At 40.7% G+C, this 16,086-nt stretch carries 17 protein-coding genes; 4 read left to right on the top strand and 13 right to left on the bottom strand.

Features of this window, described 5'->3' with window-relative positions; all coding sequences use genetic code 11:
• The first annotated feature begins 2 nt into the window (after window positions 1-2).
• Window positions 3-557, top strand: a complete 555-nt coding sequence (locus PDL71_RS07710) for a DUF1003 domain-containing protein (protein ID WP_407527628.1) — start codon at window positions 3-5, stop codon at window positions 555-557.
• Between the two features lie 125 nt (window positions 558-682).
• On the top strand, window positions 683-1,078 hold the full coding sequence (locus PDL71_RS07705) for a hypothetical protein (protein WP_407527625.1): 396 nt from the start codon (window positions 683-685) through the stop codon (window positions 1,076-1,078).
• An 8-nt stretch (window positions 1,079-1,086) separates the two neighbouring features.
• On the opposite strand, the gene PDL71_RS07700 is transcribed toward PDL71_RS07705, so the two are convergent.
• Window positions 1,087-2,145 (bottom strand): response regulator, encoded by a 1,059-nt coding sequence (locus PDL71_RS07700; protein WP_407527622.1) that lies wholly within the window; start codon window positions 2,143-2,145, stop codon window positions 1,087-1,089.
• 2 nt (window positions 2,146-2,147) lie between these two features.
• Window positions 2,148-3,374, bottom strand: coding sequence for an ATP-binding protein (locus tag PDL71_RS07695; RefSeq protein ID WP_407527620.1), 1,227 nt, complete (start codon window positions 3,372-3,374; stop codon window positions 2,148-2,150).
• A 165-nt stretch (window positions 3,375-3,539) separates the two neighbouring features.
• Here PDL71_RS07695 and PDL71_RS07690 point away from each other — a divergent pair, with 165 nt between their 5' ends.
• Window positions 3,540-4,733: a DUF2130 domain-containing protein gene (locus PDL71_RS07690; protein ID WP_407527617.1), complete on the top strand. Its 1,194-nt coding sequence runs from the start codon at window positions 3,540-3,542 to the stop codon at window positions 4,731-4,733.
• A 41-nt stretch (window positions 4,734-4,774) separates the two neighbouring features.
• Here PDL71_RS07690 and PDL71_RS07685 read toward each other — a convergent pair whose 3' ends face one another.
• Genes PDL71_RS07685 through PDL71_RS07675 form a run of 3 tightly spaced genes read right to left on the bottom strand, consistent with a single transcriptional unit; the run spans window position 4,775 to window position 7,858 of the window.
• Window positions 4,775-6,295, bottom strand: a complete 1,521-nt coding sequence (locus PDL71_RS07685; RefSeq protein ID WP_407527615.1) for a magnesium chelatase — start codon at window positions 6,293-6,295, stop codon at window positions 4,775-4,777.
• A 38-nt stretch (window positions 6,296-6,333) separates the two neighbouring features.
• A complete protein-coding gene (locus PDL71_RS07680) occupies window positions 6,334-6,723 on the bottom strand; it encodes a GxxExxY protein (RefSeq protein WP_407527612.1) in 390 nt (129 codons plus the stop codon).
• 37 nt (window positions 6,724-6,760) lie between these two features.
• Entirely contained in the window at window positions 6,761-7,858 is a 1,098-nt protein-coding gene (locus PDL71_RS07675; protein ID WP_407527609.1) for a vWA domain-containing protein, read from the bottom strand.
• 128 nt (window positions 7,859-7,986) lie between these two features.
• On the opposite strand from PDL71_RS07675, the gene PDL71_RS07670 reads away from it, so the two are divergent.
• Entirely contained in the window at window positions 7,987-8,574 is a 588-nt protein-coding gene (locus tag PDL71_RS07670; protein WP_407527607.1) for a hypothetical protein, read from the top strand.
• Between the two features lies 1 nt (window position 8,575).
• On the opposite strand, the gene PDL71_RS07665 is transcribed toward PDL71_RS07670, so the two are convergent.
• The 8 genes from PDL71_RS07665 to sufB form a co-directional block, all read right to left on the bottom strand.
• The gene (locus tag PDL71_RS07665) at window positions 8,576-9,052 is read right to left on the bottom strand and encodes an RrF2 family transcriptional regulator (protein ID WP_407527604.1); all 477 of its coding nucleotides are present in this window, start codon (window positions 9,050-9,052) and stop codon (window positions 8,576-8,578) included.
• A gap of 10 nt (window positions 9,053-9,062) precedes the next feature.
• Window positions 9,063-9,614, bottom strand: coding sequence for a BrxA/BrxB family bacilliredoxin (locus tag PDL71_RS07660; RefSeq protein ID WP_407527601.1), 552 nt, complete (start codon window positions 9,612-9,614; stop codon window positions 9,063-9,065).
• A gap of 54 nt (window positions 9,615-9,668) precedes the next feature.
• Entirely contained in the window at window positions 9,669-9,986 is a 318-nt protein-coding gene (locus PDL71_RS07655) for a DUF59 domain-containing protein (RefSeq protein ID WP_407527598.1), read from the bottom strand.
• Window positions 9,986-10,432: a SufE family protein gene (locus PDL71_RS07650; RefSeq protein ID WP_407527595.1), complete on the bottom strand. Its 447-nt coding sequence runs from the start codon at window positions 10,430-10,432 to the stop codon at window positions 9,986-9,988. The genes PDL71_RS07655 and PDL71_RS07650 overlap by 1 nt, the downstream gene beginning before the upstream one ends.
• Window positions 10,433-10,584: 152 nt before the next feature.
• The gene (locus tag PDL71_RS07645; RefSeq protein ID WP_407527593.1) at window positions 10,585-11,826 is read right to left on the bottom strand and encodes a SufS family cysteine desulfurase; all 1,242 of its coding nucleotides are present in this window, start codon (window positions 11,824-11,826) and stop codon (window positions 10,585-10,587) included.
• Between the two features lie 95 nt (window positions 11,827-11,921).
• On the bottom strand, window positions 11,922-13,229 hold the full coding sequence (sufD, locus tag PDL71_RS07640; RefSeq protein ID WP_407527589.1) for a Fe-S cluster assembly protein SufD: 1,308 nt from the start codon (window positions 13,227-13,229) through the stop codon (window positions 11,922-11,924).
• A 262-nt stretch (window positions 13,230-13,491) separates the two neighbouring features.
• The gene (gene sufC / locus PDL71_RS07635) at window positions 13,492-14,256 is read right to left on the bottom strand and encodes a Fe-S cluster assembly ATPase SufC (protein WP_407527587.1); all 765 of its coding nucleotides are present in this window, start codon (window positions 14,254-14,256) and stop codon (window positions 13,492-13,494) included.
• A 240-nt stretch (window positions 14,257-14,496) separates the two neighbouring features.
• Window positions 14,497-15,933, bottom strand: coding sequence for a Fe-S cluster assembly protein SufB (gene sufB, locus PDL71_RS07630; protein WP_407528398.1), 1,437 nt, complete (start codon window positions 15,931-15,933; stop codon window positions 14,497-14,499).
• Window positions 15,934-16,086 lie beyond the last annotated feature (153 nt).

Genomic DNA, 16,086 nt, shown 5'->3' with positions numbered 1-16,086 from the left:
CTATGGCAACGAAAGAATTAAAAGAATTACTGAAAACAGAGAATGAGCAACTGCAAAAACTAAATGCAATTGTGGAGCAGTCCATTGAAGAGGAAAAGCTCGTATCAAATAAGTTGCTGGAGTTTGAAGATGCACATCCATCCCGCAGCAGCCGCATTGCAGATACCATTGCAGCATTTGGCGGCAGTTGGAAATTCATTATTGCTTTTCTGTTTTTTATGTTGCTATGGATGGTATTAAATCTTTATGTACTGAAGCATTCTTTTGATGCGTATCCGTTTATACTGCTCAATCTCATTCTTTCCACCATTGCCGCTTTGCAGGCACCGGTGATTATGATGAGTCAGAACCGTAAAGAAGAAAAAGACCGGCAACGTGCCATAAATGATTATCTCGTAAACCTGAAAGCGGAAGTGGAAGTAAAAAACCTGCATCATAAAATGGATTTACTGATAGCCGAACAGATGAAGACTTTATTTGAAATTCAGAAAGCACAGATGGATATGATGGAAGATATACGCAGAATGTTGAAGAAAAGCAATGAAGAAAAGGATTGAAAATTAACAGGAAAGAGACCAACTGACGAACATCATTTTCCAGGTTGATGCAAAATCATAAGATTGCCGGAAGGAGGATGATAGATTTGTAATAATTGTAATGGTGAAACAGCGTTGAAATGTATATGAGTATCACAAATAAAAACACAAAAAAAATACTTTCACAGTACAGGCATGAAAATGATAGCTGGAAACGTTACCTGCAGTTTATTCAGCAGGAAAACAATTTTTTAAAGAACCGGCTGTCACAAGTGTTGCAACTTGATACTGATGTGGACTTCCTGGAAAGAGCCGAGTTTTTCCAGAGCAAATTCCTGGCGGAAGATGAAACCGTTCACCTCCTGCGCCAGGATGTACATGAAATTGAGCACCTGCTTCTGAAAGACATGTCAGATGACAATAACAGCATGAATAATCTCCGCAAAAAATTCTGGAAGCTGAGCCGGGATATGGAAACCGTTGAACGCCAGTTCAACAAACTCAAATCCGATTTCAATACTTTTTTACTGGATGCTGCCTGATGCTAATTTTAATTAAGCATGTTCTCCAGTTTCTTTTCATTGAGGATAATGATATGACCTTCCTTAATATCAATGAGTTTTTCTGTTCTGAAATCGCCTAACGTACGTATTAACGACTCCGTAGCAGTACCTGCAATACTGGCCAGGTTTTCCCTGCTGATATTAATGCTGAAAGCAGCATCCCCCATTTTATATTTACGTTGCAAACTCATTAAAGCATCTGCCACTTTCTTGCGAAGAGAGTTATAAGCCAGTTTCAATAATTGCTCTTCTTTTTCAGCCACATCTTTTGCCAGCATCTGTATAAACTTACGTGCTACTACAGGATTGTTATTCACCAGCTCATCAAAATCAGTTTTGGGAATCAGCGCCAGTTCACAATCTTCCATAGCCTCTGCCGTTTCTTTATACGTGCTTTCTTCCAGCAAGGCTACATAGCCTAAAAAATCTCCCTGGTTATAAAGATCAACCACCAGCTCTTTTCCGTCATCATTCGTTTTGTACGTCTTCACCTTGCCTTTCACCACATAAAACAAACGGCTGGCACGGTTTCCTTCATTATAAATCGTTTGTTTCTTTTTGTAATGGTTGATATCACGGTCGCTGGTAAGCGCCTCTAATGACTCTTTACTTCCTGCTGCATGCAGTAATTTGTTTACGCCTTCAATACCGGAGCCAAACTCCTGCTTAAGCAGGTCAATCTTTTTCAAACGGCCTTCAATGGCGCTTAACAGTTCCGTACCGCTGAAGGGTTTGGTAATATAATCATCAGCTCCCATTTCCATTCCTTTACGCAAATCAAGCCTCTCTGTTTTAGCCGTTAAGAAAATGAACGGAATATTCTTGGTAGCATCATTTTTATGCAAAGCATGCAATACACCATAACCATCCAGGACAGGCATCATGATATCACAAACAATCAGATCCGGCTTTTCACTCAGCGCCATTTCAATGCCCTGTTTACCATCAGGTGCTGTTACTACCTGGTAATTAGACAGCTCCAGTATTTCAGCTGTATTCTCCCTGATCTCCTGATTATCTTCAATCAACAAAATTTTCTTTAACATTCTTATTGTGTTTGATTGTTAAATGTAATGACAAATTCGGTACCTGCTCCCGGCTCACTGTTGCAAACTATTTTTCCGTTCATTAATTCCGCATACCTGGCTACGATATGCAGCCCCAATCCTGTACCCTGAATGTTTATGGCATTAGTAGCCCTGAAGAAACGTTCAAATAAATGTTCCTGGTCTTCGGAAGGGATTCCTATTCCCTGGTCTTTAATGCGTAACTCTAACCCGGCGGCTGTAATAGAAGTATGCATTTTAATTTCAGAATCTTCCGGCGAGAATTTTATAGCATTCGAAAGCAGGTTGATGATAATATGTTTGAACATAGAGGGATCCAATTCCATTTCAGCATCACCCTCATGGGTATAAGTAACTTTTTGCGACGACTTGCGGATGGTGACCAATTCACTGATGGTATCATTGATCACTTTCTGAACATTGGTGATGCTGAACCGCACCTGGATCTTACCTTCTTCAATACGACCTACATTCAAAAAGTCGTTTAAAATATCTGTAAGCAGGTTAACAGAAGAAATAATACGTTGAATATGTTTTTCCCGCTTGGGTTGATCTTCCGTTGTTTGATACTTCTGTAAAAGATAGGTTGAAGAAAGCACGGTGCTCAGCGGCGTACGAAATTCATGCGAAGCAACCGATACAAATCTTGATTTCAATTCACCTAATTCTTTTTCACGGTTTAAGGCTTCCCGTAACTCCCGGTCTTTCTGCTGGTTTTCTTTGATCTGGTGGTTCAGTTCTTCAACTGTATGTTGTAAAGAAACCGTTCGTTCTTCTACCTTTTGCTCCAGTTCTTCATTGAGCTTGCGGATAGCTTCATCAGATTTTTTACGAAGGGTAATATCATTGATGAAAGCCATTACAAATTTTTCACCATTGATTTCATAATTACCCAAACTGATTTCAACCGGGAATTCTGAGCCGTCTTTTTTGGACGCATACAAATCCATCCCAATGCCCATGGGACGGCTTTTTGGATCTTTGATATAGTTCGATCTGTGCCCTACATGCCTGTCATGCATACGGCGGGGGATCAGTATCTCAATCGTTTTACCCTTAATTTCTTCGGTACGATCGTAACCAAACTGCCCCAATGCAAACTGGTTTACCAACACAATTTCACCCCTGGCGTTAGCCACAATAATACCGATGCTGGCATGATTAAAAAGGGTTTGAAGTATTTCTCCGCTTAAGGGCGCATTCACCATAAATTCTTCTTATTCTGGAGGTTTTACGTACTACTGTAAATATACAGGCTGCTGCACAATTAGCAATGCTGTTTTCAAAGAATAGCAGTAAAACGGCATAGATAACAGCAGAAGGTGTAACCGGGATTATGAACCTTCTTTCGTAAACTTGCAGAAAACAACTTTATGCCTAACGATATAAAATGCCCCAACTGCGGACATGAATTTGAACCTACTGAAAGTATTCGGGAAGAAGTGCAGAAAGAGTTACGGGTAAAAATGACCGAATGGCAAAAGCAGCAGCAGCAAAAACTGGATCAGCAGCTATCAGAAGAAAAGAAAAAAATTCAGCAGGAAACGGAAGAAATGATCCGTAAAAATATAGCAGCTGATTACGAAAACAGATTAAAATTATCTGAGCAAACTATTCGTGACAATGAAGAAAAACTTAAAGCAGCCCGCCAGCAGCAATTAGATATTCTCAAAAAAGAACAGGAACTGAAAAACAAAGAAGAAGAATTTGAACTCTCGCTGCAAAAGAAATTATTGGAAGAACGGGGTAAACTTTCAGAGGAAATACGAAAGCTTGAAGAACAACGGATAGCCGCTAAAGAAACCGAGTATCAATTGAGGCTGAAAGAAATGGAAAAGCAACTGGAAGATCAGAAGAAGCTGGCAGAAGAAATGAAACGCAAAGCTGAACAGGGAAGCATGCAGTTGCAGGGAGAAGTACAGGAACTCTTGATACAGGAATTACTAACTGAAAGCTTCCCATTTGACCTAATTCAGGAAATAGCCAAAGGTCAACGAGGTGCCGATTGCGTACAAATTGTAAGAAACAAATTAGGTGTTGAATGTGGTAAAATATATTATGAAAGTAAACGAGCAGAAAAATTTGGTGGAGATTGGATAGAAAAATTAAAAGAAGATATGAGAAGATTAGGCGCTGATGCTGCTGTAATCGTAACAAAAACTCTACCAAAAGACGTTGATAGATTTGGCTTGAAAGATGGAGTTTGGGTTTGCACTTACTCTGATTTAAAAGGTGTAGCATTAATGCTTCGTGAAGGCATTATAAAAATTTTTCAAGCTACCAAAAGCCAGGAAAACAAAGGCGAAAAAATGCACATGCTGTATGACTATCTCACCAGCAATGAATTTGCCGAGCAATGGAAAGCCATTCGGGAAGGTTTTATGAGTATGAAACTTTCCATCCAGAAAGAACGGGATGCCATGGAAAAATTATGGAAGCAACGGGAGAAACAACTGGAAAAAGTTTTACTCAATGCAGCACATATTCGTGGTAGTGTGGAAGGCATTGCAGGAACTGATGTAAATGTAAACCTGCTGGAAGATCATGATCTGCTAAGCGAAGAATAAAATAATAGCCCGGAAAATTCCGGGCTATTATTTGAATTAGTTTACGTAAAATCTTCCCCGTCAAAATCATCATCGTCATTACCACCACGAGATGTATTGAGATTGATGATGCTGCCCATCAAATCTTTAAACTCTACCCTGCCTTCTACTACTTGCTTGCTGATGAGTGAAAAAGCTGCCAACCCGTGCAATACAAATTCCATCAATAAGGCACTTTGTTTTTCGTTGGCACTTTTAAAATATTTCTTCACCAACGCATACAGTCCATCTACTTTGTACAGGAGTTGAATTTTTTCAGCATCTTTTAGATTCATGAGCATGGCCAGCGAATTACCTTTGTCAAACCAACCGGTGATAGCTTTATAGGGATTATCAACCGCCGCTTCTCCCCTGCGCTTTTTTAACAACTCGGGGTTGGGAAAATAATTAATGAACTGAGAACGGATGGCTTTGTTGAGTAGATTAAAAGCTACCTGGTAAGGACCTTCCTGCTCTCCTTCATACACCAATTCAATTTTTCCGGTGATGGAAGGAATCACTCCGATCAAATCATTCACCCATACCTGTGTTTCTTTTTCTTTATTGGTGATGGCTCGTAACTCTGCTGTGCTGATGGCATTTTCATACGCACTGATGGTGAGACGGGCACTTACACCACTCTTCTTATCAACAAACTCACTGGTACGTGCTTCAAAGGCCACCTGTTCAATCAATCGTTTAATCAAATCACTCATCTCTACTTTCTGCTGCTGCTCCGGATGAATTTGTGCTTCTTGTTCTGTAATAGCTAAACCGGTTTCAATCGTTTTGGGATAATGGGTGAGAATCTGGCTTTCAATCCTGTCTTTTAGTGGTGTTACAATAGAACCACGGTTGGTATAATCTTCAGGATTGGCAGTAAACACAAATAAAATATCCAAAGGCAATCGAAGTTTAAAGCCACGTATCTGCACATCGCCTTCTTCCAAAATGTTGAATAGTGAAACCTGGATGCGTGCCTGCAAATCCGGAATTTCATTAATCACAAAAATGCACCGGTTGCTTCTGGGAATGATGCCATAATGAATCACACGCTCATCTGCAAAGTTGAGTTTAAGATTAGCAGCTTTGATGGGGTCAATATCGCCGATCAAATCCGCCACACTTACATCAGGTGTTGCTAATTTTTCACCGTAACGTACATTACGGTGTACCCATTCAATCAATGTATCATCACCTTCTGTTGCCACTTTATCAATGGCATAATGGCTGATAGGATTAAACGGATCATCATTTAATTCACTACCTGCTACTACGGGAATGTATTCATCCAGCAACTCTGTCATTAATCTTGCCATCCTTGTTTTTGCCTGTCCACGCAAACCAAGAAACAAGATATTATGACGGGAAAGTAAAGCTCGCTCTACATCAGGAATTACTGAATCTTCATAACCAAGGATTCCATCAAACACATTTTCATTGCTTTTTAATTTCGCAATTAAGTTTTGACGCACCTCTTCTTTGATACTTCTGCTTTTATAGCCGCTCTTTTTTAATTCACCTAAGGTTGTAATATGTAACATATATTTTGCCGGTAAGTCGGGAAGACGGAAAGTCCCGATTATTCTACACAATAGCGCCTGATTCCGTCTTTTATCAGTGCTACATTAAAGTTTATTACAAAACCAACATGAAGTTGGGTTAATTTCAAATGACTTATGATTTGAGCTTCCCAAATCTTATTTACAGTTTCTACTGCTTTAAACTCACAAATCACAGTTTCATCTACTAGCGTATCCATTCTTAGTCCTTCATCAAAATACAACCCATCGTAAAGTATTGGCAAAGATGCCTGCCGTATAAATGGAATATCCTTTTTCATTAATTCATGACAAAAACAAGCTTCGTAGATTTTCTCAAGCAAACCGGGGCCTAGTTGACTATGTACTTTATACGCACAATCAACTATTTCCTTACACAAATACTCTTCTTTTATGGTTAATTCATACATGCTGTGTCTTCCCGCCTTTACGTCTTCCCGGCAAGTTTTAATAAACCGTCTTCCTTTTCCCACTCTCAAAATCTCTGAAGATAAATGCACCCAATTTATCCAACGATGCAAAGAATGCCTTACCGTTATTCGTTTCTGTAAATTCCTGTACAAAGCGTTGCAGGTAAGGATCAGTTGCAATCATGAAGGTGGTGATGGGGATTTTCAACTTTTTGCATTGCGCTGCCAGGTTCAAACAACGGTTGGTGATCTTCCGATCCAAACCGAAACTGTTCTTATAATACTTCTTACCGATTTTTAAACAGGTAGGTTTCCCATCTGTAATCATAAAGATTTGTTTGTTCGGATTTTTTCTTCTACGCAATATCTCCATGGCCAGTTCCAGTCCGGCAACCGTATTTGTATGATAAGGCCCTACCTGTAAATAAGGAAGATCTTTGATTTCTACAGGCCATGCATCATTACCAAACACCACAATATCCAATGTGTCTTTCGGATACCGGGTAGTAATGAGTTCGCTCAACGCCATTGCTACTTTTTTAGCCGGTGTAATACGATCTTCGCCATATAAAATCATGGAGTGGGAAATATCAATCATTAATACGGTAGATGTTTGCGTTTTGAAATCAGTTTCCCGAATTTCTAAATCATCTTCCCGCATCTGAAAGCTGTCAATACCATGGTTGATCTGTGCATTACGGATGGAGTTAGTAAAATCAATCTGCTCCAATGTATCACCAAACTGAAAGGGTCTTGTTTCGGGATTGATTTCATCTCCACCGCCGGGCTTGAACGTATGATGTTGACCTTGTTTTGTTTTTTTTAGCTTACCGAAGATTTCTTCCAGTGAACGTTTACGAATACTCTGTTCTGTTTTGGAAGTGATATTGAAAGTTCCTGTTACCGGGTTTTCATCGAGATAACCTTTCTCTTTCAGTTCATCAATAAAATCTCCCATGCCATACTCATCGTTTGTAAGATTGTACTGCCGGTCGAGTTGGTTCATCCAGTCCAATGCTTCTGATACATCCCCATTAGTATAAGTAAGCAGCTGCGCAAACAAATCCAGTAATTGTTCAAACTTTGATTTGTTATTTTGAGTAGGGTCGTATTTTGAAAAAAAATGTCCGGTCATAGTAAAGAATGTACAAGTTAGCTCTTTTTAAAGTAACCAACTGTAGCTACAGAATTAACATTATGGGAAAGATTTTGTTGAAAGATTCGGCCAACATATCCTATTTTTCGTTTTTAAATCCTCAACTGATGAAGCACTCTCTGCAGTTATTCCTGGTGATCCTTTTATTTGGCAGCGCCTGCCGAACACCGCAACTATTGTTAAAGCCTGAAGCGAATATTGATACCCTGAACCTGGAAATGGATTTCCGAACAGTGCAGCCCTACGAATACCGGCACCTGTTGGAGAAAAAACTGGAGAAATTTGTTACGGTTTACAATACAGAAACACATCCATTCCATTTAAAGTTAAACAGTGGTGATACCACCAACAGTTGTTTCATAAAAGTTACACGTTCCAAATTTGTTTCGAGGAAACAGAGCCATTTACATTTGGGTTATTCCATTGCAGGTGTAGGCACGTTTGCTGCTTTACTGGCTACAGGATTTCCGGTGCCGGTGGGCTGGGTTTTTATTCCTCGGGCCAGAACTACCTTAGAACCTAACTTAAGTAATGACATTTCTGATATTGAAGGAAAAGCCAGTATCGGCATCATTTCATCCGGCATGTACCGCTCACAGGAAAAACAGATGGAGATTCAAAGCACAAAATATCTGAAGTACATCGTATCGGTGGTGCAATCGATAGAAGCTGAGTACAACAGGAATAAGAAATAAATTAACGTACCAGCGCTTCAGTATTGCGTTGAATGATTTCTTCAATTTTTAACTCCACTTCTTTTTCTTTTACCATTAAATCCTGAAGTGTGAGTTTATTCAAAAGATTGTCTAATGTAAACTGGATCATTTTCCAGAGAGAACGGGTGCTGCAATCAACTGAGTTTGTACACAGGCGACCCAAACCTGTATGCGCATCACAAAACTGCTGATCAAACAGATTACCTCCCAATGCTTTCATTACATCATTAATGATAATCTGCTGCGGCTGTTTGGCCAATACATAACCGCCTTTATTGCCGGGTGTACTGTTGATAAACCCTTCCATACGGAGTGTGCGGCAAATTTTTGCAACATGCGGTTCACTCAGCCCTTCCGCCTCACTCAACTGCGGAATGCTCATGCCTGTGCTTGCATCGGCTGATGCAATGCGGATTAGCATCCTGATTCCATATTCTTCTGAGGCAGTTATCTTCATGATTAAGTTTTTATTCCTGTGTTGCTAATGGGTCTACTTGGTACACCTGTTGAAAATAAGCCCGCAGCTGAGTGCGGCTCTCTTCAGTTGTTTGCAGTGTACAATATTGATTGTAGGTATTGATTAATGCATCTGCAATCGTACCTGCATCTGTTGTTTCAATCTGATGACGCTGCAAATGCAATAACACTGCTCCATCTTTCATCACTAAAATATTAGGTGATGATGGTGTGATGCCATTCAAATACTTAGCTCGGAAATGAGCTACTGCTTCTTTTTCCATTCCTGCAAACAAGGTAGCTTTTACATCAGGTACCACATGGTTAAAAAAGCTGAGGATAGCTCCCGGTCTGCTCACTCTTGCACTGCAACCGCAAACACTATTCAAGATTACGAGAATGACTTTGCCGGGATTGCTGCTGATCACTTTTTCAACATCTTCAACCGTCATCATCTGTTCAAATCCATAATCCACCAGTTCTTTACGGTAAGGTGCTACTACTTGCTCAGGATAGCTGGGACCTTGGTTGCCCATTAAACTATCAATTGAAATCATTGCCATATGAAGATTTTTTCTTTGTTATAGTTTATGCCGTCCGACGAGGGCGTCTGACGGTTACATAAATCCTAATTCTAACGCTGCCACTTCACTCATCATGCTCTTTTCCCATTTGGGTGTCCAGGTAATCATTACGTTTACATCTGTTACTCCTTCCACTTCACGGATTTTATTGTCCACTTCCACGGGTAATGATTGAGCAGCCGGACAGCTGGGAGCGGTTAAGGTCATAGTGATGTTGACATAACCTTTATCGCTGATGTCAATTTTATAAATCAAACCCAAGTCATAAATATTCACGGGAAGCTCAGGGTCGAAAATAGACTGAAGCTTCTCGATGATTTTTTCGTTGAGTTGTTCTTTATTTACATTCATCAGTTTGCTGTTGTTTGTTGCTGAGCCATATACACGGTAGCATCTAATTTCATTTGTTTCACCATACTCAGCAATCCATTACTTCTTGTTTGTGCCAAATGTTGCTTCATACCAATCTTATCAATAAACTCCAGTTTGGCATCCATAATTTCTTTGGGCGAATGATTACTCAAAACACGAATGAGCATACTCACCAATCCTTTTACAATCACTGCGTCACTTTCGGCTTTGTAAACAACTTTACCATCTTGTAACTCACTCACCATCCAAACGGTACTCTGACAACCTTTGATTTTATTTTCATCTTTTTTATAAATATCATCCAAAGGTTTCAGCTTCTTACCCATGTCAATGATGTATTCATACTTCTCATCCCATGAATCAAAAAGCGAAAATTCATCTACGATTTCTTCTTCTATTTCAGGTATAGATTTCAGTTCAGACATTTCTATTTTGTGTTACTGGCTTTTGTACTACTATTTATTGTCTGTTGCGTCGCACTCTTGTACGCTTTTAATTCTATTCAACAACCCACCCCTTTCAATCATTACTATGTTCATCACTCCGCTGCCCCTCCCGGGAGGGGATAAGCATCACCTTACTTTAACAGCTTTATTGCTTTGTTTAGCGCTGCAATCATCACATCAATTTCTTCTTTGGTATTATACATTGCAAAGCTTGCTCTGGTTGTACCCGGAATGCCAAAACGATTCATCAATGGTTGCGTACAATGATGACCTGTGCGTACTGCTACACCCTGATTATCCAATAAGATGCCCAGATCCTGCGGATGCACGCCTTCTACCACAAATGACGCTACGCTAACTTTATGTTTGGCTTTACCAATCATTCTGATGTCATTCATACTTTCCAACTGTGATGTAGCATAATGCAGCAACTCATCTTCATGTTTTCTTGCTGTTGCTTTGCCAACGCTACTTACAAAATCCAATGCCGCTTTGAATGCTACTGTGTCGGCTATGCTCGGTGTACCTGCTTCAAACTTATAAGGCAGTTCGTTCCAGGTAGTTTTTTCAAACGTAACGTCTTTAATCATTTCACCGCCGCCCATGAAAGGAGGCATAGCTTCCAGCAATTCCTTTTTACCATACAACACACCAATACCTGTTGGTCCATATACTTTGTGTGAGCTGATGGCGAAGAAATCGCAATCCAATTCCTGCACATCAATATCCAGGTGCACAGTTGATTGAGCACCATCTATCATTACAACAGCTCCAACCTTATGCGCTGCATCAATGATTTCTTTTACAGGATTGATGGTACCGAGTGAGTTACTTGCATGAACAAGGGAAACAATTTTTGTTTTTTCGCTTAAGAGTTTATGAAACTCTTCTATTATCAACTCTCCATTGTCATCCACAGGAATCACCTTTAATAAAGCACCTGTTTGTGCAGCTATGAGTTGCCAGGGCACGATATTGCTGTGATGCTCCATGCCACTGATAATGATTTCATCACCTGCTTTTAGATTGGTTCTTCCGTATGTATATGCAACAAGATTGACGCTCTCGGTAACTCCTCTTGTAAAAATGATTTCTTCTCTGTACTTGGCGTTGATAAACTGCTGCACCGTATCTCTTGTGGATTCGTAAGCTGCTGTAGCTTCTTCGGCTAATGAATGAATACCACGATGGATGTTTGCATTGTAGTTTTCGTAGTATTCCGTTAATGCATCAATCACCACTTTTGGTTTTTGTGCAGTTGCTGCATTATCAAAATACACAAGGGGTTTTCCTTTCACCATTCTGTTGAGGACAGGAAATTGATGCCGGATAGCCTGCACATCAAAGGATGTATGTTCTAAAATAGCCTGCATAACATTTCAACATTTCCGTCTGACGCCCTCGTCTGACGGGTTTTAAAAGATGCCTCTGCTTATTCGTCAGACGAGGGCGTCAGACGAAATCCAAATTAAATCTCAAATCCTAAGCGCTCAGAAATAATTTGATCAGCATACTCACGAATCGGCTCCAGTTCAATCTTTTCTAAAATTTCACCGGCAAAGGCATGCAGCAACAATGCTTTTGCTTCTTTATCACCAATACCTCTTGCCTTGAGATAAAACAATGCTTCTTCATCCAGGCGGCCCACAGTACAACCATGTGAACATTTTACATCATCGGCAAAAATTTCCAGTTGAGGTTTTGTGTTCACTGTAGCTGCATCACTTAACAAAACATTTTTATTGCTTTGATAGGCATTGGTCTTCTGTGCATCCTGACGAACAAATATTTTTCCGTTGAACACTGCTGTTGCATTTTCATCAATAATGCCTTTGTACAGTTCATTGCTTAAGCTGTGCGGCATTTGATTGTCAACGATGGTATGATTGTCAACATGCGTTTCTCCTTTTACACAATACAAACCGTACATGTTACTTTCGCAACCTGGTGCTTCTAAAATAAAATTGAGATTGTTACGAATCATACCGCCATTGAGTGTGAGTGTAACTGAGTTTACTTTGCTTACTCCCAATTGACGCACATGGGTTGTTTTTACACAACTGCTGTGACTGTCTTCGTTCTGAATTTTATAGATGTGCACGTTGGCATTTTCTTCTACTACTATTTCACTCACACGATTGATGAAAGAATCGCTGGTGCCGAGTGTGATTTCTTCTTCTACTAAAAACACTTCTGCATTCACGCCCACATGAATCAAGGTACGTGGTTGCGACAACACACCTGCGGTTCTTGCATCGTTGATGTAATAACAATAAAGCGGATGCTCTACTGCTTTATTCTTCTTCACCGCAATGAACAAACCCTGGTAGGCAAATGCATTATTCATCGCATTGATACCATCTGTATGATACTTGGCACTGTGTCCAAGATTGTTATCAATGATGGATTTGTAGTCACCTTTTACTGCTTCACTCAAGGGAAGTATCACCAGTTCCTCTGCTGATGAACGGATGTTTGACAACTCTGCGTGATAAATACCATTCACAAACACGAGTTCATTGGCCATTTCATGGCCGGGCAAACGCACTGCATCTACATCGGTTGTTGTTACAGCAGTAGCATCAACAGCATAGCTGAATTCTTTGCCCAATACACCACTGATGCGTGTGTATTTCCACTCTTCATGCTTTACCGTAGGAATGCCTTGTTCATTAAACAACTCTATTCCTTTTTGGCTTAATGCTTTTAAAGAACCATTGCCGCCAAAAGGTTCGTTGTTGAATTTTTGTTGTATTAAATTTTTTAAGTCTGACATATGCACCTCACCCTCGTTCCCTCTCCACCTCATCCGCCCTTCGAGCACCTTCTCCTTGAGGAGAAGGGCAAAGGAAATGGAATTTGTTTTGAAGGAGGCCGAGCTTTATTTTTTTATTTCAACTTTGTAATTAAGCATTTCATCATTTTCCTTTTTATCATCAAGCATTCAAGCACCCTAAGTTTAAATTAAGAACCTAAATAAGTTAGGGCTGTGGGTTGATGGCTTCCTCCTTTGGAGGAAGTCGGAAGGAGGTATTGGCTTACGCCTCAACACTTTCACCCAATTCTTCTTTAATAAAATCATATCCCTTTTCTTCCAACTCCAGCGCCAGTTCTTTACCACCGCTTTTTACAATACGCCCTTTGTACAATACATGTACAAAATCAGGAACGATGTAATCTAATAAGCGCTGGTAGTGTGTAATCACTAAGAAAGAACGGTTGCCATCACGGAGTTTGTTTACACCTTCGGCCACAATGCGCAAGGCATCGATATCCAATCCGCTGTCTGTTTCATCTAAGATTGCCATGTTTGGTTCTAACATCGCCATCTGGAAAATTTCATTACGCTTTTTTTCTCCGCCACTGAAACCCTCATTGAGTGAACGACTTAATAAGGATTGGTCAATCTCTACCAGCTTCATCTTTTCTTTCATCTTCTTCAAAAACTGTACGGCATCCATGGGTTCTTCGCCACGATACTTACGAATTTCATTTACTGCTGTTTTAATAAAATTGGTAGTGCTCACACCCGGAATTTCAACAGGGTACTGAAACGCCAGGAACAATCCTTCACGGGAACGGTCTTCAGGAGCAAGCTCTAATAAGTCTTTGCCGTTAAATTCTACTTCACCGCCGGTTACTTCATAATCACTGCGACCTGCAAGCACAGATGCCAATGTAGATTTACCACTTCCGTTCGGGCCCATGATGGCATGTACTTCGCCGGGCTTGATATCTAAGTTGATGCCCTTTAAGATTTCTTTCTCTTCAATGCGGGCTTGTAAATTTTTAATGTGTAACATAATTTAAGACCTCACCCTCATTCCCTCTCCAAAGGAGATGGAGGCCGGGCTTCTTTTATTTATTGAACAATTGTTTTTTACTTTTTATCTGACGAATCCATTTTCATCAGTACAAGTGTGCGACGCAACAGAAGTAACATAGTAGCACTATCGCTGGTAACACACTAAAAAAGAACTTCAAATTTTTATACTGTAATACTCAATCGGAGTGCTAACAGTTCCTCTTCAGGGGCGGAGGGGTTACCCCACACTTCCCTCCAGTGAAATCGCCAGCAGCTTTTGTGCTTCCACCGCAAACTCCATCGGCAACTGGTTCATGACTTCTTTGGCAAAACCATTGATGATTAATGCCACCGCCGTTTCAGTATCAAGTCCACGCTGATTGCAATAGAAAATCTGGTCTTCACCAATTTTGGAAGTAGTGGCTTCATGCTCCACCTGTGCAGTGCTGTTCTTTACTTCAATATAAGGGAAGGTATGAGCACCGCATTTATCACCCAGCAACAAACTGTCACACTGGGAGAAGTTTCTTGCATTCACCGCATTCTTACCTACCTGTACCAGGCCACGGTAAGAGTTCTGACTGAAACCGGCAGAAATACCTTTCGATACAATACGGCTTCTTGTATTCTTACCAATATGCATCATCTTGGTACCGGTATCGGCTTGCTGATGATTATTGGTGACAGCCACACTGTAAAACTCACCCACACTGTTATCACCTTTCAATATCACAGAAGGATATTTCCATGTAACAGCGCTTCCTGTTTCCACCTGCGTCCAACTTATTTTAGAATTGATACCTGCACAAATACCACGCTTGGTTACAAAATTGTAAATACCACCTTTTCCTTCTTTATCGCCGGGGTACCAGTTTTGAACGGTACTATATTTTACTTCGGCATTATCAAGCGCAACAATTTCAACAACGGCGGCGTGTAACTGATTTTCATCACGCTGCGGAGCAGTACAACCTTCGAGATAGCTCACATAACTACCTTCTTCAGCCACAATCAACGTACGCTCAAACTGCCCCGTACCGGCAGCATTGATGCGGAAGTAAGTGCTCAGCTCCATCGGACATTTTACACCTTTGGGGATGTAGCAAAAACTTCCATCGCTAAACACAGCACTATTCAACGCACTGTAAAAATTATCAGTCACAGGCACCACACTACCCAGCCACTTTTTAATGAGTTCGGGATGTTCCTGTATGGCTTCGCTCATGCTGCAGAAGATGATGCCCATTTCACCTAGTTGCTCTTTAAACGTAGTAGCCACTGAAACGGAATCAATCACCGCATCCACCGCCACATTGCTCAGGCGTTTTTGCTCATCTAATGAAATGCCGAGCTTTTCAAACGTAGCACGCAACTCGGGGTCCACTTCATCCAGACTGTTTAATGTTTTTGCCTGCTTGGGGGCGCTGTAATATTTAATGGCCTGGAAATCTACATCAGGATAGGTGACATTGGGCCAGCGGGGCACGCTCATTTTAAGCCAATGGCGGTAGGCTTTCAATCGCCATTCCAGCATCCATTCTGGCTCCTTCTTTTTGGCGCTGATGAAGCGGATAATGTCTTCGCTCAGGCCGGGAGGCGCTTCATCGGCCTCCAGATTGGTGACCCAACCATACTTGTACTCACTCAGGGCGGTTTGCTCCAGGGTGGTCAGCATCTCACTCATGTGTAATTTGTTTAATCAGTTTATCTAAAACGCTCTACAATATTTCCGAACCGCAAAGTTACGGGCTTATTTATACAAAAAAGTATAGATAATGTTCGAGATTGGGAAAAAATGGGGTTTGGGGGCTGTGAGCTGAGGTGCTTG

The organism is Lacibacter sp. MH-610 (assembly GCF_045780045.1).
In the GTDB taxonomy this organism is placed as follows: Bacteria; Bacteroidota; Bacteroidia; order Chitinophagales; family Chitinophagaceae; genus Lacibacter.
Note: the sequence above shows the minus strand (reverse complement) of the source record. Positions and strands in the feature narration are given on the sequence as shown.